Source organism: Pseudomonas entomophila, from assembly GCF_013523165.1.
Lineage (GTDB): Bacteria > Pseudomonadota > Gammaproteobacteria > Pseudomonadales > Pseudomonadaceae > Aquipseudomonas > Aquipseudomonas entomophila_A.
The window spans coordinates 1-21191 of the sequence record NZ_JAAMQI010000006.1 but is presented as its reverse complement, the minus strand read 5'-3'; the positions used below and the strand labels follow the sequence as shown (position 1 = coordinate 21191).

18 protein-coding genes are annotated in these 21191 nt (G+C 65.2%); 8 read left to right on the top strand and 10 right to left on the bottom strand.

The window, feature by feature from the left end; translation table 11 throughout:
- The first annotated feature begins 113 nt into the window (after window positions 1-113).
- The 4 genes from G7Z99_RS06255 to G7Z99_RS06240 all read left to right on the top strand — a co-directional run bounded on the left by G7Z99_RS06255 (window position 114) and on the right by G7Z99_RS06240 (window position 5182).
- The gene (locus tag G7Z99_RS06255; RefSeq protein ID WP_181092710.1) at window positions 114-2435 is read left to right on the top strand and encodes a Tex family protein; all 2322 of its coding nucleotides are present in this window, start codon (window positions 114-116) and stop codon (window positions 2433-2435) included.
- Window positions 2435-2824: a PaaI family thioesterase gene (locus G7Z99_RS06250; protein ID WP_181092709.1), complete on the top strand. Its 390-nt coding sequence runs from the start codon at window positions 2435-2437 to the stop codon at window positions 2822-2824. The genes G7Z99_RS06255 and G7Z99_RS06250 overlap by 1 nt, the downstream gene beginning before the upstream one ends.
- A gap of 139 nt (window positions 2825-2963) precedes the next feature.
- Window positions 2964-4556 (top strand): glutamate--cysteine ligase, encoded by a 1593-nt coding sequence (gshA, locus tag G7Z99_RS06245; protein WP_181092708.1) that lies wholly within the window; start codon window positions 2964-2966, stop codon window positions 4554-4556.
- Window positions 4556-5182, top strand: a complete 627-nt coding sequence (locus G7Z99_RS06240) for a TetR/AcrR family transcriptional regulator (RefSeq protein WP_181092707.1) — start codon at window positions 4556-4558, stop codon at window positions 5180-5182. The genes gshA and G7Z99_RS06240 overlap by 1 nt, the downstream gene beginning before the upstream one ends.
- Before the next feature lie 84 nt (window positions 5183-5266).
- On the opposite strand, the gene G7Z99_RS06235 is transcribed toward G7Z99_RS06240, so the two are convergent.
- The 9 genes from G7Z99_RS06235 to epsC all read right to left on the bottom strand — a co-directional run bounded on the left by G7Z99_RS06235 (window position 5267) and on the right by epsC (window position 15585).
- Entirely contained in the window at window positions 5267-5482 is a 216-nt protein-coding gene (locus G7Z99_RS06235; RefSeq protein ID WP_060392124.1) for a TOBE domain-containing protein, read from the bottom strand.
- 31 nt (window positions 5483-5513) lie between these two features.
- Window positions 5514-6326 carry an aliphatic sulfonates ABC transporter ATP-binding protein gene (ssuB, locus tag G7Z99_RS06230; protein WP_181092706.1) on the bottom strand — a complete coding sequence of 271 codons (813 nt, stop codon included), beginning with the start codon at window positions 6324-6326 and terminating at the stop codon, window positions 5514-5516.
- Entirely contained in the window at window positions 6323-7120 is a 798-nt protein-coding gene (gene ssuC, locus G7Z99_RS06225) for an aliphatic sulfonate ABC transporter permease SsuC (protein ID WP_181092705.1), read from the bottom strand. The genes ssuB and ssuC overlap by 4 nt, the downstream gene beginning before the upstream one ends.
- 10 nt (window positions 7121-7130) lie before the next feature.
- Window positions 7131-8276 (bottom strand): FMNH2-dependent alkanesulfonate monooxygenase, encoded by a 1146-nt coding sequence (ssuD, locus tag G7Z99_RS06220; RefSeq protein WP_181092704.1) that lies wholly within the window; start codon window positions 8274-8276, stop codon window positions 7131-7133.
- A 56-nt stretch (window positions 8277-8332) separates the two neighbouring features.
- Complete coding sequence (locus G7Z99_RS06215) at window positions 8333-9298, bottom strand: sulfonate ABC transporter substrate-binding protein (RefSeq protein ID WP_181092703.1); 966 nt, start codon at window positions 9296-9298, stop codon at window positions 8333-8335.
- A gap of 346 nt (window positions 9299-9644) precedes the next feature.
- Window positions 9645-10283 (bottom strand): peroxiredoxin, encoded by a 639-nt coding sequence (locus tag G7Z99_RS06210; RefSeq protein ID WP_144940237.1) that lies wholly within the window; start codon window positions 10281-10283, stop codon window positions 9645-9647.
- Between the two features lie 158 nt (window positions 10284-10441).
- Window positions 10442-11773 (bottom strand): OprD family outer membrane porin, encoded by a 1332-nt coding sequence (locus G7Z99_RS06205; protein WP_181092702.1) that lies wholly within the window; start codon window positions 11771-11773, stop codon window positions 10442-10444.
- 638 nt (window positions 11774-12411) lie between these two features.
- Window positions 12412-14373 (bottom strand): choline transporter BetT, encoded by a 1962-nt coding sequence (betT, locus tag G7Z99_RS06200; protein WP_181092874.1) that lies wholly within the window; start codon window positions 14371-14373, stop codon window positions 12412-12414.
- Window positions 14374-14649: 276 nt separating this feature from the next.
- Window positions 14650-15585, bottom strand: coding sequence for a serine O-acetyltransferase EpsC (gene epsC, locus G7Z99_RS06195; RefSeq protein ID WP_181092701.1), 936 nt, complete (start codon window positions 15583-15585; stop codon window positions 14650-14652).
- Window positions 15586-15744: 159 nt separating this feature from the next.
- Here epsC and tcyJ point away from each other — a divergent pair, with 159 nt between their 5' ends.
- Genes tcyJ through tcyN form a run of 3 tightly spaced genes read left to right on the top strand, consistent with a single transcriptional unit; the run spans window position 15745 to window position 17960 of the window.
- On the top strand, window positions 15745-16539 hold the full coding sequence (gene tcyJ, locus G7Z99_RS06190) for a cystine ABC transporter substrate-binding protein (RefSeq protein ID WP_181092700.1): 795 nt from the start codon (window positions 15745-15747) through the stop codon (window positions 16537-16539).
- Window positions 16536-17204, top strand: a complete 669-nt coding sequence (tcyL, locus tag G7Z99_RS06185) for a cystine ABC transporter permease (RefSeq protein WP_181092699.1) — start codon at window positions 16536-16538, stop codon at window positions 17202-17204. The genes tcyJ and tcyL overlap by 4 nt, the downstream gene beginning before the upstream one ends.
- Window positions 17205-17207: 3 nt before the next feature.
- Window positions 17208-17960 carry an L-cystine ABC transporter ATP-binding protein TcyN gene (gene tcyN, locus G7Z99_RS06180; protein WP_181092698.1) on the top strand — a complete coding sequence of 251 codons (753 nt, stop codon included), beginning with the start codon at window positions 17208-17210 and terminating at the stop codon, window positions 17958-17960.
- A gap of 11 nt (window positions 17961-17971) precedes the next feature.
- On the opposite strand, the gene dibA is transcribed toward tcyN, so the two are convergent.
- Entirely contained in the window at window positions 17972-19867 is a 1896-nt protein-coding gene (gene dibA / locus G7Z99_RS06175; RefSeq protein WP_181092697.1) for a phosphodiesterase DibA, read from the bottom strand.
- A 246-nt stretch (window positions 19868-20113) separates the two neighbouring features.
- Between dibA and G7Z99_RS06170 the strand changes: the two genes are divergently transcribed.
- The gene (locus G7Z99_RS06170; RefSeq protein ID WP_181092873.1) at window positions 20114-21097 is read left to right on the top strand and encodes a GGDEF domain-containing protein; all 984 of its coding nucleotides are present in this window, start codon (window positions 20114-20116) and stop codon (window positions 21095-21097) included.
- The last annotated feature ends 94 nt before the right edge of the window (window positions 21098-21191 follow it).

Here is a 21191-nt window from a genome sequence, read left to right as displayed (position 1 = left end):
GCCTGCCTGGCACCGGGCCATCACCGCAACCGGGACGCGGCGCGTATAATGCGCGGCTTTTCCCAGTGCCGCCGGTCATGGCGCCGGCCTCGACAGACTTTCAGGTGGACTCCATGGACAGCATCAACAGCCGTATCGCCGAGGAACTGGGCGTACGCCCGCAGCAGGTCGAGGCGGCCGTCACCCTGTTGGACGAAGGCTCGACCGTGCCCTTCATCGCGCGTTACCGCAAGGAGGTGACGGGCAGCCTGGACGACACCCAGCTGCGCCACCTGGAAGAACGCCTGCGGTACCTGCGCGAGCTCGACGAGCGCCGCGCCAGCATCCTGGCCAGCATCCAGGAACAGGGCAAGCTGACGCCCGAACTGACGCGCGAGATCAACCTGGCCGACACCAAGACCCGCCTCGAAGACCTCTACCTGCCGTACAAGCAGAAGCGCCGCACCAAGGGCCAGATCGCGCTCGAGGCCGGCCTGGGCGAACTGGCCGACGGGCTGTTCGCCGACCCGCAGCTGACGCCGGAGATCGAAGCGGCCCGTTTCGTCGCGGCCGACAAGGGCGTGGCCGACGTCAAGGCCGCCCTCGAAGGCGCCAAGTACATCCTCATGGAGCGCTTCGCCGAAGACGCCGGCCTGCTCGAGAAACTGCGCACCTTCCTCAAGCAGGAGGCGGTGCTCAGCGCCCGCCTGGTCGCTGGCAAGGAGGAGGAAGGCGCCAAGTTCCGCGACTACTTCGCCCACGACGAGCTGCTGCGCAGCGTGCCGTCGCACCGAGCCCTGGCGATCTTCCGCGGGCGCAACGAAGGTGTGCTGAGCGCGGCCCTCAAGGTCGGCGAGGAGCTGCCAGGCACCCTGCACCCGTGCGAGCTGATGATCGGGGAACACGTCGGCGTGGCCAACCGTGGCCGTCCGGCCGACAAGTGGCTGGGCGAGGTGGTGCGCTGGACTTGGAAGGTCAAGCTCTACACCCACCTGGAGACCGACCTGTTCGGCGAGCTGCGCGATCGCGCCGAAGGCGAAGCGATCGAGGTGTTCGCCCACAACCTGCACGACCTGCTGCTGGCCGCCCCCGCCGGGCCGCGCGCCACCCTCGGCCTGGACCCGGGGTTGCGCACCGGTTGCAAGGTCGCGGTGGTCGATCGCACCGGCAAGCTGCTGGATACCGCCACCGTCTACCCGCACGTGCCGAAGAACGACTGGGACCGCACCCTCGTCGTGCTCGCAGCCCTGTGCGCCAAGCATTCGGTCGAGCTGATCGCCATCGGCAACGGCACCGCCAGCCGCGAGACGGACAAGCTGGCCGCCGAACTGATCAAGAAGTACCCGGCCCTGAAGATGACCAAGGTCATGGTCTCCGAGGCCGGCGCGTCGGTGTACTCGGCCTCGGAGCTGGCGGCCCGTGAATTCCCCGAGCTGGACGTGTCGCTGCGCGGCGCGGTGTCGATCGCGCGGCGCCTGCAGGATCCGCTCGCCGAGCTGGTGAAGATCGAGCCCAAGTCGATCGGGGTCGGCCAGTACCAGCACGACGTGTCCCAGGTGAAGCTGGCCCGTGGCCTGGACGCGGTGGTCGAGGACTGCGTGAACGCCGTGGGCGTCGATGTGAACACCGCCTCGGTCGCCTTGCTGGCACGCATCTCCGGCCTCAATGCGACCCTGGCGCACAACATCGTCGCACACCGTGACGCCAACGGGCCGTTCGCGACCCGTGCAGCCTTGAAGAAGGTCAGCCGCCTGGGCGAGAAGACCTTCGAGCAGGCCGCCGGCTTCCTGCGCGTGATGAACGGTGACAACCCGCTGGACGCGTCGGCCGTGCACCCGGAAGCCTACCCGCTGGTCCAGCGCATCGCCGCCACCACCGACCGCGACATCCGCTCGCTGATCGGCGACAGCGGCTTTCTCAAGCGCCTGGACCCCAAGCGTTTCACCGACGAGACCTTCGGCCTGCCGACGGTCACCGACATCCTCCAGGAGCTGGACAAGCCAGGCCGCGACCCGCGCCCGGAATTCAAGACCGCCACGTTCCAGGATGGCGTGGAAGACCTCAAGGACCTGCAACCCGGCATGATCCTCGAAGGCGTGGTGACCAACGTGACTAATTTCGGCGCCTTCGTCGACGTCGGGGTTCACCAGGATGGCCTGGTGCACATTTCGGCGCTGTCCGAAAAATTCGTCAAGGATCCACGCGAGGCGGTCAAGGCTGGCGACGTGGTCAAGGTCAAGGTCATGGAGGTGGACATCCCGCGCAAGCGCGTGGGCCTGTCCATGCGCATGAGCGACACGCCGGGCGAGAAGGTCGAAGGCCAACGCGGTGGACGTGGCCACGGCACCGGCGGTGCGCGCGCAGCGCAACCGGCCCGGCCACGCGAGACGCCAGCGCCGGCCAACAACGCCATGGCTTCGCTGTTCGCCAACGCCAAGACGCTGAAGAAGAAGTGATGGACGTCCCCGCCGAGCACGTCGAAAGTGCCTTCAGCCGACTGCTCGGCTGTCGGCTGCTCCGCCTGGACGCCGCGTCGGCCGAGGCCACGGTCGCGCTCACGCTGACGCCCACGCTGCGCAACCGTGGCGGCATGCTGCACGGTGGCGCGCTGTTCAGCCTGGTCGACATCACCATGGGCCTGGCCTGCTCGGCCAGCCATGGTTTCGACCAGAACAGCGTGACCTTGGAGTGCAAGATCAACTACCTGCGCGCGGTCGGCGAGGGCGAGGTCGTGTGCACGGCGCACGTGCTGCACGCCGGACGACGCACCCTGGTGGTGGAGGCCGACGTGTTCCAGGGCGACAAACGGGTCGCCAAGGCCCAGGGAACCTTCGCCCTGCTCTAGCTGCCCGAGCATTCTTTACGGTACCTTCGGCAGTGCACAGGCATTGCCGGAGCTCGTGTTGACCAGGCGACGACGCCAGTTCCCCTTTTCCCAACCTTGCAGACCGTCGAGGCTACCCCCATATTGGGGCGACTGACGTGTGAAGGAATACATCTTGAGCGACCTCTTCAACCGCCGCCTGAGCCTGCTCAGCGCCCACCTTCCCCTGCTCAAGCAGTGCCTGCACGGCATCGAGCGCGAGGGGCTGCGAGTCACCGACGAAGGTCGCCTGGCCCAGACACCGCACCCGGAAGCCCTGGGGTCGGCGCTGACCAACGAGCAGATCACCACCGACTATTCCGAGTCGCTGCTGGAGTTCATCACCCCAGCGCTGGCCGACCCGGCCGAGGTGCTCGACAGGCTCGACCAGATCCACCGCTTCGTCTACAGCAAGCTGCACAACGAATACCTGTGGAGCCCCTCGATGCCGTGCACCTTGCCGACCGAGGAGAACATCCCGATCGCCGAGTACGGCAGCTCCAACCTCGGCAAGCTCAAGCACGTCTACCGCAAGGGCCTGGCCCTGCGCTACGGGCGGACCATGCAGTGCATCGCCGGCATCCACTACAACTTCTCGCTGCCCGAGGCCTTGTGGCCCCTGCTGCGTGACGGGCAGGACACCGGCGAGAGCGACCGCGACTTCCAGTCGTCGGCCTACATCGCGCTGATCCGCAACTTCCGCCGCTACAGCTGGCTGCTCATGTACCTGTTCGGTGCTTCGCCAGCCTTGGACGCCGGTTTCCTGCGCGACCGCGCGCACTCGCTCGAGACCTTCGACGCCAACACGCTCTACCTGCCCTTCGCCACCAGCCTGCGCATGAGCGACCTGGGTTACCAGAGCAATGCCCAGGCCGGGCTCACGCCCTGCTACAACAACCTGGCCAGCTACACCGACAGCCTGCGCCGGGCGGTGGCAACGCCCTACCCGCCGTATGTCGAGGTCGGCACGCACCAGGACGGCGACTGGGTTCAGCTCAACACCAACATCCTGCAGATCGAGAACGAGTACTACTCGAACATTCGCCCCAAGCGGGTGACCTACGCCGGCGAGCGTCCGATCCAGGCGTTGATGACGCGTGGCGTGCAGTACATCGAAGTGCGCTGCCTGGACATCAACCCGTTGCTGCCGGTCGGCATCGACCTGCCCGAAGCACGCTTCCTGGATGCCTTCCTGCTGTACTGCGCGCTGCAGGACAGCCCGCTGTTCGAGGGTGCCGAGTGCCAGGACTGCACGCAGAATTTCCTGTCGGTGGTCAAGGAAGGCCGACGTCCTGGCCTGGAGCTTCGCCGCGGGGGCGAATCGGTGACGCTCAAGCACTGGGCGACCGAGCTGCTCGCTGACATCGGGCCGCTGGCCGACCTGCTGGACCAGGCCCACGGCGGCGACGCCCATGCACAGGCCTTGGCCGCGCAACAGGCCAAGGTCGATGACGCCTCGCTCACGCCTTCGGCCCAGGTGCTGGCCCGCATGACCGAGCATCAGGAGGGCTTCGTGGCCTTCTCGCTGCGCCAGAGCCGTGCCCACGCCGAAACGTTCCGTGAAACCCCATTGGATGTCGCCACCCAGCAGGCCTACGAATCGACCGCGCGTGACTCGCTGGCCGAGCAGTCGCGCCTGGAGCAGGAAGAGGTCGGCGACTTCGACCTGTTCGTCAGCGCCTACCAGGCGAGCATCCTGGCCATCAGCAACTGATGAGCCGGGTGTCCGGCCCGCGCAAACCGCGGGCCAGCAGTCAGGCGAGGATCGACGCGATCCTGGCGGCCGCCCGGACCTTGCTGGCCGAGTCGGGCGTGGCCGGGTTGTCGATGTACGACGTGGCCCGGCTGGCGGGGATGCCACCCTCTTCGGTCTATCATTTCTTCGCCAGCGTTCCGGCGCTGCTCGAGGCATTGACCCTCGACGTGCACCGGGCCTTTCGTGCGACGTTGCAGGCGCCAGTGGACGCGGCGGCACTGCAGACCTGGCATGACCTAGCCCAGGTGCTCGAACGACGCATGCTCGAACGCTATCAGGCCGATGCGGCAGCGCGGCAACTCATCCTGGGGCAGCATGGTCTTGCCGAGATCGACCAGGCCGACCGGCAGCATGACCTGGAACTGGGCGCGTTGATGCAGGCGGTGTTCGATCGGCACTTCCAGTTGCCGGTCCTGCCCGATGACGTGGACGTGTTCGCCCTGGCGATGGCCTTGAGCGACCGGGTGTATGCGCGCTCGCTGCACGTGCATGGCGCGATCACGCCGCGCATGGCCGAGGAAGGGCTGCGCGTGTTCGTGGCGTACGTGGGGGTGTACCTGCCGCCGTGGCTGGCCAAACGCTAGCCCCGCAGGCGTGTCGCCAGACGGCTTCCAGACAGAAGCGCAAGGCGACAGCCGACGAAGGCGGTCATGCGGCAGTACCGTGGTTCACAACTTGGCGATCGACACCTCGGTCGACTTGACGAAGGCGATCACTTCGCTCCCCACCACCAGTTCCAGCTCACGCACGGAGCGGGTGGTGATGACCGAGGTCACGATGCCGGAAGCGGTCTGGACATCGATTTCCGACAGGACGGGGCCTTCGAGGATTTCCTTCACGGTGCCTTTGAACTGGTTGCGCACGTTGATCGCTTTGATGGTCATGGTGTGATTCCTTTTGCTGACAGTGGACGGTTCAGTGAGCCCAGCGCAGTTGCGTGGGCAGGGGTGCGACAGGATCCGGTTGCGGGGGTGCGCCCGGCAGCGACAGGACACGTTCGAGCACCTGGCTTTCCAGCGCCGCCAGGCGATGCGAGCCGCGTACCCGAGGCCGCGGCAGGTCGACGGTCAGGTCCAGGCCGACTTCGCCGTCCTCGATGAGGATGACGCGGTCGGCCACGGCCACGGCTTCATTGACGTCGTGGGTCACCAGCAGCACGGTGAAGCCGTGCGTGTGCCACAGGCGCTCGATCAGTTGCTGCATCTCGATACGGGTCAGGGCATCGAGGGCGCCCAGGGGCTCGTCGAGCAGCAGCAGACGTGGCTGGTGAATCAAGGCGCGCGCCAGGGCCACCCGCTGCTTCTGGCCGCCGGACAACGCCGCCGGCCACTCGTGGGCGCGTTCGGCCAGGCCGACCGAGGCCAAGGCCTCCAGCGCACGCGGGCGCCAGTCGCCGGACAAGCCCAGACCAACGTTGTCGATGACTTTCTTCCAGGGCAGCAGACGTGCGTCCTGGAACATCAGCCGCGTGTCTTCGCGTGCGTCCTCCAAGGGCCCGGCACCGGCCAGCAGATGGCCTGCGCTCGGCTGGTCCAGCCCGGCCAGCAAGCGCAGCAGCGTGCTCTTGCCGCAGCCGCTGCGTCCGACGATGGCGACGAACTGGCCGGCCGGGATCTGCAGATCAATGCCGCGCAGCACCTCACGCGTGCCGAACGTCTTGCGCAGGCCGCGCGAGGCCAGGGGAATGCCGCGTAGCAGGTGTGGGGGTCGTTCCGTCAGCGAGGTCATACGCCCTCCTTCTTCGCAGGTTGATACGCCGGGTGCCAGCGCAGCCAGGCCCGTTCCAGGCCACGTGCTGCCAGGTCGGCCAGCTTGCCCAGCACGGCGTACAGCACGATCGCCAGCACCACCACATCGGTCTGCAGGAACTCGCGGGCATTCATCGCCAGGTAGCCGATCCCTGCGTTGGCGGAAATGGTCTCGGCCACGATCAGGGTCAGCCACATGAAGCCGAGGGCGAAGCGCACCCCGACCAGGATCGACGGCAGTGCGCCGGGCAGGATCACCTGCCGGAACAGGCTGAACCCGGACAGGCCGTAGCTGCGCGCCATCTCCACCAGGGCCGGGTCGACGTTGCGGATACCGTGGTAGGTGTTGAGGTAGATCGGGAACAGCGTGCCCAGCGCGACCAGAAAGATCTTCGCCGACTCATCGATGCCGAACCACAGGATCACCAGCGGGATCAGCGCCAGGTGCGGCACGTTGCGGATCATCTGCACCGAGCTGTCGAGCAGGCGCTCGCCCCAGTTCGACAGGCCGGTGATGAACCCCAGCAGCAGGCCGATGCTGCCGCCGATCAGAAAGCCCAGGGCCGCCCGCCAGCCACTGATGGCCAGGTGGGTCCAGATCTCGCCACTGCGAAACAGTTCGACACCGGCGCTGACCACCGCGCTGGGCGCCGGCAGGATGCGGGTCGACAGCCAACCGGCGCTGACCGCCAGCTGCCAGACGGCCAGCAGCAGCACCGGCAGTGCCCATGGCGCCAGACGCTGGCCCCAGGTCGTGTTGCTCGAACGACTCATGTCCAGGTCCTCAGCGCTGTGCGGCAGTGGGTAGGATGTCGTTGGCGACCATTTCGCCGAACGGGCTCACATAGCTGCCACTGGCCGCCGGTGCCGGGCGCTGCACGTCCAGGTGCGGGAACAGCAGTTCGGCCACCCGGTACGACTCTTCCAGGTGCGGGTAGCCCGAGAAGATGAACGTGTCGATGCCCAGGTCGGCGTATTCCTTGACCCGTGCCGCCACGGTCGGCCCATCGCCGACCAGTGCGGTGCCTGCACCGCCGCGTACCAGGCCGACCCCGGCCCACAGGTTCGGGCTGACTTCCAGCTGGTCGCGCTTGCCACCGTGCAAGGCGGCCATGCGCTGCTGGCCGACCGAGTCGAACCGTGCCAGCGAGGCCTGGGCGCGGGCGATGGTGTCGTCGTCCAGGTGCGAGATCAGTCGTTCGGCGGCCTGCCAGGCTTCTTCATTGGTTTCCCGCACGATCACGTGCAGGCGGATGCCGAAGCGCACGCTGCGGCCTTGCGCGGCGGCCTTGGCGCGCACCTGGGCGATCTTCTCGGCCACGGCGGCCGGTGGCTCGCCCCAGGTCAGGTACAGCTCGACCTGCTCGGCCGCCAGATCCTGCGCCGCTTCGGAGGAACCTCCGAAATACAGCGGCGGCCGCGGCTGCTGGACCGGGGGGTACAACAGCTTGGCGCCTTTGACCTGCAGGTGCTGGCCGTCGTAGTCGACCACCTCCCCTTCCAGTACCCTGCGCCAGATGCGGGTGAACTCGACCGACGCCTGGTAGCGCTCCTCGTGGCTCAGGAACAGGCCATCGCCTGCCAGTTCGTCCGGGTCGCCGCCGGTGACCAGGTTGAACAGCGCACGACCACCGGACAGACGGTCCAGGGTCGCGGCCTGCCGTGCAGCGACGGTCGGCGAGATGATCCCGGGGCGCAGCGCCACCAGGAACTTGAGTCGCTGGGTGACTGGAATCAGCGAAGCGGCGACCAGCCAGGAATCTTCACAGGAGCGTCCTGTGGGGATCAGCACCCCGCCGAAGCCGAGACGGTCGGCCGCCTGGGCGATCTGCTGCAGGTAGCCATGATCGACGGCACGGGCACCGTCGGAGGTCCCCAGGTATTTGCCATCGCCGTGGGTGGGAAGAAACCAGAAAATATCAAGGCTCATTGGAGTTGTCTCCTCAAGGTGGCGCAGGCCGGGAGAGGTCCCGGCGCGGCAAGTCGTCAAGGCGCGCTGGCGACCTTGGCAGGGGGTGTCCAGATCACGTCGCGGATGCTCAGGGGCTTGGGGATCAGCTTCAGCGTGTGGAAGGTGTCGGCGATCTTCTGTTGCGCGGCGACCACCTCGGGCGTGAGCGGCGCAGCGCCATAGCCCTGGCGCTTGACCGAGGTGAGCGTGATGTCGGCCGGCAGCCCCAGGAGCGGCGCGACCTGGTCGGTCACCTGCTGGGGGTTGGCCTGGGACCACTCACCCACCGCGCGGACTTCGTCGATCAGGGCGCTGACCACGGCTGGGTGCTGGGTCGCATAGTCCCGGGTCGCCAGGTAGAACTGATGGTTGTCGACCAGGTGCTCGCCATCACGCAGGGTGCGGGCCTGCAACTGCTGCTCGGCGGCCGCCTGGTAAGGGTCCCAGATGACCCACGCATCGACGCTGCCGCGCTCGAACGCCGCACGTGCGTCGGCAGGCGGCAGGTAGACCGGCTGGATGTCACGGTAGGTCAGGCCGGCGTCCTCGAGGGCGCGCACCAGCAGGTAGTGCACGTTGGAGCCCTTGTTCAGGGCGACCTTCTTGCCCTTGAGCGCCTGCACCGACTGGATGGGCGAGTCCTTGGGCACGAGGATGGCTTCACTGTGCGGCGCCGGGGGTTCGTAGGCGACATAGACCAGATCGGCCCCGGCGGCCTGGGCGAACACCGGTGGCGTCTCGCCCGTCACGCCAAAGTCGATGGAGCCCACGTTCAGCCCTTCCAGCAGCTGGGGGCCGCCCGGGAACTCCGTCCACTGCACGTCGACGCCTTGGGCGGCCAGGCGTTTTTCCAGCGTGCCCTTGGCCTTGAGCAGCACCAGGGTGCCGTATTTCTGGTAACCGATGCGCAGGGTCTCTGCCTGGGCCTGGGTAATCGCGCCGAAGGACACGGCCGCCGCGAACAGGGCGACCAGACCACGACGCACGAAGATGGTGCGCATGGCACTCTCCTGTACGAATGGGTTCAGGTGGCACCTGCTCACCCGTTGACGGGCCAGTGAGGTGGGACAGCGGTGAAGCGAAAAGGAAGGTTCGGATCGCTGGCTGAGCTGGAGCCCTGGCCAGGCCGAAGGCAGCTGTCGCTACCGAGGCCTCGTGGGGGATGTCGAACTGAGGATCACGTTAACAGGTTGTCTTATATATCCATAAATCATATTTTTTCATTTGGTTATTCCATATTTTAAGGTCGTGATCCAGGCATCTCTTCCCCCGTCGCACGCGCATAAAAAAGGGCCGTCGAAACGGCCCAAATACCCTGCTTTGGCTAAACGTTGGCAGTGCCTGCCCTCATCGATTGGGTTGCGGCGTCAGACGCAAGTAAGGTTTGACGGCGCGATACCCTTTGGGGAAGCGCTGGCGAATCTCGTCCTCATCCTTGAGCGATGGCACGATCACCACCTCGTCACCGTCCTGCCAGTTGGCGGGCGTGGCGACCTTGTGGCTGTCGGTCAGCTGCAGCGAATCGATCACCCGAAGGATCTCGTTGAAGTTGCGCCCGGTACTGGCCGGATAGGTAATGGTCAGGCGGACCTTCTTGTTCGGGTCGATCACGAACAACGAGCGCACGGTCAGCGTGTCATTGGCATTCGGGTGGATCAGGTCGTAGAGGTCGGAGACCTTGCGATCGGCATCGGCCAGGATCGGGAAATCGACGACGGTGTTCTGCGTTTCGTTGATGTCCTTGATCCAGCCGTGGTGGGAATCGACCGGATCGACCGACAAGGCAATGGCCTTGACGTCGCGCTTGGCGAACTCCTCTTTCAACTTGGCGGTCAGGCCCAGCTCGGTGGTGCACACCGGGGTGAAGTCGGCCGGGTGCGAGAACAGCACGCCCCAGCTGTCGCCGAGCCATTCGTGGAAGCGAATCCTGCCGGCGCTGGAGTCCTGCTCGAAGTCGGGGGCGATGTCGCCCAGTTTGAGGCTCATGGTGTGGGGCTCCTATGCTGTAGACCTGATGGCGTCACTGTGCGGGCTTTTGAGGAATAAGAAAAAGAATAAGTGGGGATTTATTTATTCCCTGTGGGCATATGAAATATCACCCATAAAAAAAGCCTCGTCATGAACGAGGCTTTTTCGACTATGGCTTACAGGAAGTTGTAAGTGTAGTTGAAGATCAGACGGGTCTGGTCCTGGTCGGCCAGCGAGTTGGTGTTGCTGGGGCCGCGGTATACACCGTGACGCAGACTAGTGCCCAAGCCCTTGAACACACCTTCCTGCACCACGTAGTCGATACGGGCATCGCGCTCCCATTCGCTGAAGGTGCCGCTGCCGTCTCTGTTGCGGACATCTTCGGCGTGCAGATAGGTGACAGAGGCTTTCAAGCCTGGTACGCCAAGCTTGGTGAAGTCGTAGGCATATTGACCGAACGTGGTGTTAGAGCCAGCCTTAGCGAACTGGTTGATCATGCTGTCGGTGAACAGGTAGAAGCTGGAACCACCGGCGCCTTCGGCACGGCCGTTGCCATCAGTCACGTTGCCCTGGTTCAGCCAGACGAAACCGCCATCGTCGCTGACGCGCTGGTGACCCAGGGTGAACGCGTGGCTGCTCAGGGTATAGGTGAAGATCGCGGACCAGGTCTTGTTGTCGACCTTACCTAGGTTCTTACCGTAGCCGCCGTTCTGGGTGAAGCGGTAGCCCGCATCCCCGTTGCGGCCATCGCTGCTGCTGTCGAAGTAGCGCAGGTCGGTCTTGAGCGACTGGTCGTCGGCGATCGGCAGGACGTGGACCAGACCCAGGAAGTGCTGCTTGTAGAAGTCTTCCAGGTTCGAGTAGTAGTACTGCAGCGTCAGGTCCTTGGTGACCTTCCAGTCAGCACCGCCGTAGCGGAACTTGTTGCTGTCTTCGGTGGCACCGCCGACCGACAGGCCCGTACGGTTGCTCGACGCACGGCCCATGGCATGGGTCAGCTGACCGGCGTTGATCGTCAGGTTGTCGATTTCCTTCGACTGGATGGTGCCGCCTTCGAAGGTCTGTGGCAGCAGACGACCGTCGTTGGATACCAGGATCGGCAGGTTCGGGGCCAGAGCGCTACCGAAGTGCGCCTCGGTCTTGGAGAAGCGGGCCTTAGCGTTGCCGCCGATACGGGCCCAGTCATGCACGGCCGAACCGTCGCTGTCGCTCGGGAAGAAGGTACTGCTGTTCGGGTGGTGGCCACGGCCACCGTCCAGGTGAATGCCCCACAGCGCCTGAACGTCTACACCGAAACCGACGACGCCCTGGGTGTAACCGGACAGGTAGTCGAGCTTGAAGCCCTGACCCGACTCACGGTTGTCGTTACCACCATCACGGTCGTTGGCGTTGAAGTACATGGTGCGCGAGCTGAGGGACAGTTTGCTGTCCTCGACGAAACCGGCAGCGCTTGCTTGCTGGGCGAAGACACCCAGGGCCACGGCCAAGGCCAGGCTGGACTTGTGCATGTATTGCTCCTTTACGTTCTAATTCTTGTCAGTCGTCAGCGCAGGGGTCTGCTGCCCCGCTTACTGCTCGATCGGCGATTTAGCACCAATGAGTGACATCCAAGTCAATCGTTACTAATCATTTCGCGACTTTGGTCTAAGGCGCGGCTGGCTAGGATAGTGACAATCCTATAAATCCAAAATGACCGTTTTGTTAAAAACTAATATTTTTATGGAATAACTGTGGGGCATTCGCGAGGGAAAGGTATAGCAGTCGGCGATACAAGTCGCTAGAAATCAGCAGGCAGGACGCATTCGTCGGATGAAAGGAATGTGAAATGACCGACCGTTCGTCGGTGAGGAGGAGGAAGATGCTGCACCGGCCGTGGGGCTGGAAGCTATACGGTCTGGCGGATGAGGGTGGGTCACCGATCTGACAGGTTGACGCAAGCGGCGCCTGGCAGGGCCCTATCGCTGGCAAGCCAGCTCCCACCCAGACCTCTGCAGCCTTCGGTCCGGGCATGGCTGCGCAAGCAGCTTGTGGGAGCGGGCTTGCCCGCGATTGCAGGCGGCGATGGACCGGACGCTATCGCGGGCAAGCCCGCTCCCACAGGGTTGTGACAGCGGGTTTCACAGGTGGTGAAACCCGCTGTCGGTCTTTACCTCACCATGTGCAGGAACTGCATGTGCCGTTCGTACTGGTCGAGGATGTCGTTGATGATCTGCTCCTTGCTGTAGCCGACCAGGTCGTAATCCTGGCTGCCCTCGCTCAGGTGCACCTCGGCACGGTAGTAGCGACGGTTCTTGAGCTCCTGACTGCCGATCCCGCCCAGGGCGAACGAGGGGGTGAAGTACCCGCGCATCTGCACCTGGTAGATGAACGGCTGCTCTTCGCCATGACCGACCTTCAGGCTGACGTTGTCGTGGCTCGGGTCATCCTGGGTGATCAGGCTCAGGCCCTTCTGCTCGAACACCTCGGTCACTTCGCCGATGGCCGGTCGCACCACGTCGTCCATGAACCGGTAGACCTCGTCCCGCGACGGGAAGTGCACGGCCTGGTTCAGGCGCTGGCGCCAGCCTCCGCGCCCGCGGCGGGTCACGGCGAACGGTGCCAGCGAATGCATCTGGGCGATGCGGCGCTGGGACTCCAGGTAGAACGCCTTCTGCAGGCCCCACATCATGCACAGCAGGATCAGCGAGAACGGCAGCGACGTCAGCACCACCGCCGACTTCAACGAGTCGATGCTGCCGGCGAACAGCAGGCTGCTGGTGATCAGCGCGGTCATCGCGCCCCAGAAGATGCGCAACCAGTTGGGACCGTCTTCATCCGGGCTGCCGCCCTTGGCCGACAAGGTCGACAGCACCACGGTGCCCGAGTCGGCCGAGGTCACGAAGAACACGAAGCTGATGAACACCGTCACGGCGATCACCGTCTTGCTCCACGGGTAGGTCTCGAGCAGCAGGTACAGGCTCATCGACGGGTCCTGCAGGGCCGACTGGCCCAGCGCGGTCATGCCATGGTTGAGCACCTGGTAGATGGCGCTGTTGCCGAAGATCGACATCCACGCCAGGGTGAAGCCGAGCGGAATCAGCAGCACGCCGAAGACGAACTCGCGAATGGTGCGCCCACGGGAGATGCGCGCGATGAACAGCCCCACGAAGGGCGCCCAGGCAATCCACCAGGCCCAGTAGAACACGGTCCAGCCACCCAGCCAGTCACGGTTCTCGCTGTAGGCGTACACGTCGAAGCTCTTGCTCGGCAAGGCGCCCAGGTAGTCGCCCAGGTTCTGGATCAGGGTATTGAACAGGTGCTGGGTCGGGCCGGCGAACAGCACGAACAGGAGCAGCGCGCAGGCCAGGAACATGTTGATGTCGGACATCACCCGCACGCCCTTTTCCACACCGGCGACGGCCACGGCCACCGCGGCGCCGACCATCACCACGATCAGCCCGACCTGCACCCATTGGCTGTGGCTGATGCCGAACAGGTAGTCCAGGCCGGCATTCAGGTGCAACACCCCAAAGCCCAGGTCGGCGCCCAGGCCGAACACCGTGGCGATGATGCCGAAGCCATCCACCGCATAGCCGATCGGCCCGTTGATGCGCTTGCCGATCAGCGGGTACAGCGCCGAGCGCAGTGCCAGGGGCAGATTGTGGCGGTAGGCGAAGTACGCCAGCGCCATGCCGACGAAGGCGAACACGCCCCAACCGTGCAGGCCCCAGTGCAGGAACAGCAGCTGCATCGCCTGGCGCCCGGATTCCACCGTACCGCCCTCGCCTTGCGGCGGTTGCAGCATGTGCGTCAGCGGCTCCGACACGCAGAAGAAGAACAAGGTGATGCTGATGCCGGCGGCGAACAGCATGCCGGCCCAGGACAGGTAACTGAACTCGGGTTCGTCGTGGTCGGCACCGAGCTTGATCTTGCCGTAGCCGGACAAGGCGGTGACCACCACGAAGACCAGGTACAGGGTCATCGCCAGCATGTAGTACCAGCCGACCGTGTTGGCCGCCCAGTTCTGTGCCGCCAGCAGCCATTCGCCTGCCGTTTGGGGGTTGAGGATGACGATCAGACCGAAGAGCAGGATGAAGCTTGCCGCGAACCAGAATACCGGGGGGTTCATGCGGACGTTGTCGTGTGCAAGGCCAGTGGATGCACTCATGGACGGTGCACCTCGTTATCGAAGGGTGGGTACGGATCGAACGGGTTCAGCAAAGGGAAACCTCCGGGTGAACACCGGCAGCGGACCAGCGTTTTTTAGTTGAACAAGCGTTCAAGTTAAACATGGATCGCCCGTCAATGCGAACCGGCCATGACAGGCGGGGCCGCCCCACGGCGGCGTTTCGCCCCTCGTGAGGCCCGCTGGCAGCCGCAGAACATGGCTTTGCGCCATGCGCGTTCAGACCTTCCGCTCCTGACAATCGAGCTGCAGGTTAGCCTGGGTGATATTGCTGTAGGCCGGCACGCTGCGGGTCAGCCAGACGTTGCCACCGATGGTCGAACCCTGGCCGATGGTGATGCGTCCGAGAATGGTCGCGCCGGCATAGATCACCACGTCGTCCTCGACGATCGGGTGGCGTGCATGGCCTTTCTGCAGCTGCCCGGACTCATCGGCCGGGAAGCGCTTGGCCCCCAGCGTCACTGCTTGGTAGATCCGCACGTGCTGGCCGATGACGGCCGTTTCACCGATGACCACGCCTGTGCCATGGTCGATGAAGAAGCTCGGGCCGATCTGTGCCCCGGGGTGGATGTCGATACCGGTGGCCGAATGCGCCAGCTCCGAGCTGATGCGCGCCAGCAGCGGCAGACCGGCCTGGTACAGGTGGTGAGCCAGGCGGTGATGGATGATGGCCAGAATGCCTGGGTAGCACAGCAGCACCTCGTCCACGCTGCGCGCCGCCGGGTCGCCGTGGTAGGCCGCCAGCACGTCGGTATCGAGCAGCACACGCAGGTGCGGCAAGGCGGCGGCGAAGTCCTGGACCACCGTCAGGGCACGGGCATCGGCCGCCGCCAGCTCGGCCTTGTCCTGGCGCGCCGCGTAGCGCAGCTCGAGGCGGGCCTGGGTCAGCAGTGCCGTCAGGGCGCTGTCGAGCGTGTGGCCGACGTAGTAGTCCTCGCTTTCTTCGCGCAGGTCGACCGGCCCCAGACGCATGGGGAACAAGGCGCCGCGCAGCTGTTCGAGGACCTGCCCCATGGCATCACGAGAAGGCAGCTGTCGCCCGCCCCGTTCGGCGCTGCTGCGGCCATTGCTGGCACGCCACTGTGCGCGGGCACTGCGCAGTTCGCCGACGATCTGCTGCAGGTGCCACAGCTCGGTTGCTGGATTGTCGCTCACGGTGATCTCCTCATCAGCGGTCAGGTTTCCAAGGACCGACGCGCCGCTTCGCGCCCTTGCCAATGGCTTTTCGCCGCGATCCTTCGCGCTGTGCCGACGGTTCGGCAATCTTCGCCTAACCTTCTACACGTCCCTTCCTGTCATGCCTGGAGCCGTACCATGATGCGATTCACTCAACCGCTGATCCGTGCCAGTCTGGCCTTGCTCATCGGCACCGCCGTTCTAGGCCAGGCCCAGGCCGGCGAGGCACTGGCAACGGTCAAGGAGCGTGGCACCCTGCGGATCGGCCTGGAAGGCACCTACCCACCGTTCAGCTTCGTGGACGAGAACGGCACCCTGGCCGGCTTCGAGGTCGAGCTGGCCAAGGCCATCGCTCACCAGCTGGGCGTTGAGGCCAAGCTGCAACCCACCAAATGGGACGGCATCCTGGCCGCGCTCGAGTCCAGGCGACTGGACGTGGTGATCAACCAGGTGACGATCTCCGACGAACGCCGCCAGAAATACGATTTCTCCACGCCCTACACGGTCTCGGGCATCCAGGCGCTGGTCCTGAAAAGCAAGGCCGACGCCTTGAACATCCACTCGGCCAAGGACCTGGCAGGCAAGAAAGTCGGCGTGGGTCTCGGCACCAATTACGAGCAGTGGGTCAGAGCGGAAGTTCCGAAGGCCGACGTGCGCACCTACGAGGACGATCCGAGCAAGTTCGCCGACCTGCGCAACGGTCGTATCGACGCCATCCTGGTCGATCGCCTGGCGGCCCTGGAATACGCCCAGAAGGCCAAGGACACCGTGCTGGCAGGCGAGGCCTTCTCGCGACTCGAATCGGGCGTGGCACTGCGCAAGGGCGAGCCTGAACTGCTCGCCGCCATCGACAAGGCCCTGGAGACGCTCAAGGCCGACGGCACCCTGGCCAGGCTGTCGAAGCAGTACTTCGGCGCCGACGTGACGCAATGATCGAAGACAGCCTGCAACTGGTCATGCAGTCGGCGCCCTTTCTGCTCAAGGGCGCCGGCTTCACCGTGGTGCTCAGTGTCGGTGGCATGATCTTCGGCCTGGCGCTGGGCTTCGGCCTGGCGTTGATGCGGCTGTCGCGCGTGCGGCCGATCGACTGGCTAGCGCGGGTCTACGTGTCGTTCTTTCGCGGTACGCCCTTGCTGGTGCAGCTGTTCCTGATCTACTACGGCCTGCCGCAGGTCGGGCTCGAACTGGACCCGTTGCCTGCTGCGCTGATCGGCTTTTCCCTCAACATGGCAGCCTACGCCTGCGAGATCCTGCGCGCGGCGATCGGCTCGATCGAGCGCGGCCAGTGGGAGGCCGCCGCCAGCATCGGCATGACCCGTGCCCAGGCCATGCGCCGGGTGATCCTGCCGCAAGCCGCCCGTACCGCCCTGCCGCCGCTGGGCAACAGCTTCATCTCGCTGGTCAAGGACACGGCACTGGCCGCCACCATCCAGGTGCCCGAGCTGTTCCGCCAGGCGCAGCTGATCACCGCGCGCACCTTCGAGGTCTTCACGATGTACCTGGCCGCCGCGTTGATCTACTGGGTACTGGCCAGCGTGCTCGCCCATGTCCAGCACCGCCTCGAGCGGCGGGTGAATCGCCATGACCTGGAGCACTGAGTCATGATCACGGTAGAGCGCCTCACCAAACGCTTCAACGGCCACACCGTGCTCGACGGCATCGACCTGACGGTGCAGACCGGCGAAGTGGTCGCCATCATCGGACCGAGTGGCTCGGGCAAGACCACCTTCCTGCGTTGCCTGAACCTGCTGGAAACCCCGGACGCCGGACACATCCGCCTGGACGACCTGCAGGTCGATGCAGGGCGTCCGCTCAAGGCGCAGCAAGGCGTCATCCGCCAGCTACGCCAGCGGGTCGGTTTCGTGTTCCAGAACTTCAACCTGTTCCCGCACCGCACGGCCCTGGAAAACGTCATCGAAGGGCCTACCGTGGTGCGCAGGCTGGCGCATGACACGGCCCTGGCGCTGGGCCGTCAGCTGTTGGCCAAGGTGGGCCTGGCCGGCAAGGAGGACGCCTATCCACGGCGCCTGTCCGGCGGCCAGCAGCAGCGCGTCGCCATCGCCCGGGCGCTGGCCATGGAGCCACAGGTGATCCTGTTCGACGAGCCGACCTCCGCGCTGGACCCTGAACTGGTCGGCGAGGTCCTGGCGACCATTCGCGACCTGGCGCACGAAGGCCGTACCCTGATCATCGTCACCCACGAGATGAGCTTCGCCCGCGACGTGGCGCACCGCGTGGTCTTCTTCGACCAGGGCAGGATCGTCGAGCAGGGTGAGGCCAAGGCGCTGTTCGCCGCGCCGCAGGAGGAGCGTACGCGGCAGTTCTTGCGCAAGTTCCTGGGTACGCACGCCTGAAAGGAGGCCACTTAGGGCCAGGTCAGCTCCGACGCCGGGCGAGGCCGACCGAACCAGTAGCCCTGACCGAACTCGCACCGATGCTGCATGAGGAACTGCGCCTGATCGGCCTGTTCGATGCCCTCGGCATGCACTTGCATGTCCAGGCTGCGCGCCAGTGCGATGACGGCCTCGACGATGGCGCGGTCGTCATCGTCATGGCCCAGCCCCGCGACGAAGCCTTGGTCGATCTTGAGCTTGTGCACCGGCATCCGCTTGAGGCGCAGCAGCGAGGAGTACCCTGTGCCGAAGTCGTCGATGGCCAGCCTGACGCCCAACTCGCGCAGACGGTGCAGTTGCTCGAGCGCCACTTCCGGCTCATCCATGATCGCGCTCTCGGTCACCTCCAGCTCGAGCATGGCCGGTGCCAGCCCGGTCTGGCGCAGGACACGGTCGACCTGCCGGTGGAGCGTGTGGTCGGCGAACAGCCGGCTGGACAGGTTGACCGCGACGAACGCCAGGTCGCGCCCCTCGGCCTGCCAACGCACCATCTGGCGGCAGGCCTGGCCCAGTACCCAGGTATCGATCTCGGCAATCAGCCCAATACGCTCGGCGATCGGGATGAACTCGGCTGGCGAGACCATGCCGCGCTGCGGATGCTGCCAGCGCACCAAGGCCTCGAAGCCTACGCGGCGCAGGTCGCTCAGCGCATGCACCGGCTGGTAGAACACCCGTAGCTCGTCGTTCTCCAGCGCATGACGCAGCTCGCTTGCCGTTTCCACCCGGTGCTGGGCATGGGTGGTCAGCTCCTCGGTGTACAGGGCATAGCACGCGCGGCCGTTGCGCTTGGCCTTGAACAAGGCCGAATCGGCATTGCGCAGCAGTTGCTCGGCGCTCGAGGCGTCGCTGGGGTAGAGGCTGATGCCGATGCTGGCGCTGATGAACAGCCGGTGCTCGTCGAAGTCGAAAGGCGCCTTCAAGCGTTCCACCAGGGTTTGTGCCAAGGTGGCCGCCTGTCCGAGTTGCTGGCAGTTTTCCAGCAACACCGCGAACTCGTCGCCGCCTAGCCGGGCCAACGTGGTGCCACTGCCCAGCGTCTCCACCAGGCGCTCACCGACCAGCTTGAGCAGCGCATCGCCGGTGGTGTGCCCCAGGCCATCGTTGATGCTCTGGAAGTGATCGAGGTCCAGCAACAGCAAGGCGCAGCCACATTTTTCGGCCTGTGCCGCGACCAGCGCGTGCTCGGCGCGGTCGGTGAACAGCAGGCGGTTGCCCAGCCCGGTCAAAGGGTCATGGTGAGCCAGGTAGGCCAGCTCACGCTCGGAGTGCTTGATCGCGCTGATGTCGCTGAAGACCGCCACGTAGTGGCTGTGCGTGCCCTCGTCATCGCTCACGGCGCGAATGGTCTGCCACTGCGGGTAGATTTCACCGTTCTTGCGGCGGTTCCAGATCTCCCCGCTCCACTCGCCCTTCTCGGCCAGGGTCGCGTAGATCGCCTGGTAGAAAGGAACGCCGTGGCGACCTGACTTGAATTTGCTGGGGCGGTGCCCGAGCACCTCGTCCTGCGCATAACCGGTGATGCGCATGAAGGCCCGGTTGACGTGCACGATCACGCCATGCCGGTCGGTCACCAGGACGCCCTCCAGGGTGCTGTCGAACACCGCCGAAGCCATGCGCAGGCGCTCGCGGTCCTCGCGCCGCAGTTGCACGCCAAGGCCGATCGAGTCGAGCAGACGGGCGCGCGAGATGAAGATCAGCAGCGCGCTGAAGACGGCCCAGAGCAGGCCATTGATCTGGTGACCCAACGCCAGCCTGGCGGGATCGACCAGGAACGTGCGCAACACCTGGTCGGAGACTGTCAGCCAGATGACCGACAAGGCCAGGTAGAGCGCTGCCATGCGCAAGGCGTCACGATGTGAAGCAGACATAACCGGTGGACGAACCCCTGAAAAGGATGGCGGCATTATAGAGAGTGAACGTCGCCGTGACTGCCCGTATGACAGCCGATTTGTCCGATACGTGCGGCCCGTCACGTCTCAGGCCCCTGACGTTCGTCGGCGCAGCGCCGGGCGAGGCCGGAACTTCGTCCCGGTTTCCCGCTCAAACGGCCATAGCCCGCGTGGCGGGCCGATCATGGGTCGCACGCACCCCCGCCGAGAGCCTTTTTCGTGCAAATGGTCGATGACACCTCTCCCTACGCGCCCGATCCAAAGTCCGAAACCGCCAAGACTTTGCTGGCCCTGCTGCACGCACAGGGTGAGGTCGCGCGCCTGAGCGAGCGTGAGCGGCTGTTCAGTTCGTTGCTCGAAAGCGTCAACGCAGTCTTGTGGGCCTTCGACTGGGAAACCCAGCAGGTGCTATACGTCAGTCCCGCCTACGGACGCATTTTCGGGCGCCCACCCAACCTGGTGATGGCCGACTTCAACGAGTGGCGCAACAGTGTCTACCCCGATGACCTGGACTACGCCGAAAGCAGCCTGGCCCAGGTGCTGGTGACAGGCGCCGTGGAAGACCGCGAATACCGAATCATCAATGGCGCCGGCGAGATGCGCTGGCTCAGCGACAAGTGCTTCATCAGCCAGCAGGAAGGGGGCAAGCGTCCTGTCATCGTCGGCATCGCGGAAGACATCACCGACAAGAAGCGCCTGGAGGGTGAACTGCAGCGTCTGGCGACCACTGACGTGCTGACCCAGAGCAGCAACCGCCGGCACTTCTTCGACTGCGCGCGGCAGGCGTTCGAGACGTCGCGCCAGGACGGCTCGCCCTTGGCGTTCCTGCTGCTGGACATCGACGACTTCAAGCAGATCAACGACAGCTATGGCCACCAGCAGGGTGACCAGGTGCTGCAGCGCGTGGCCGACAGCGGCCGCTCGGTGCTGCGCCGTGGCGACCTGTTCGGACGCATCGGCGGCGAGGAGTTCGCCGCCGTCTTTCCGGGCTGCACCGCGCAGGTCGCCGAGCAGATCGCCGAGCGCTTGCAACGCGAGATCCAGCGCCTGAGTTTCAGCCATGGCCAGCGAAACTTCGGAGTGACGATCAGCCAGGGCCTGACCGGCCTTGGCGACACCGATGACACCCTGGACATCCTGTTCTCGCGTGCCGATGCGGCCATGTACCAGGCCAAGCGCCAAGGCAAGAACCAGATCGTCACGGGCTGAAGCGGCGGCCACAGGGCTGGGCGGTGAGCGCCTCTTTGCACCGGGCACAAAAAACCCGCCGTGGTGCGGGGTTGCCCCAGGGGCAACCCCGCAC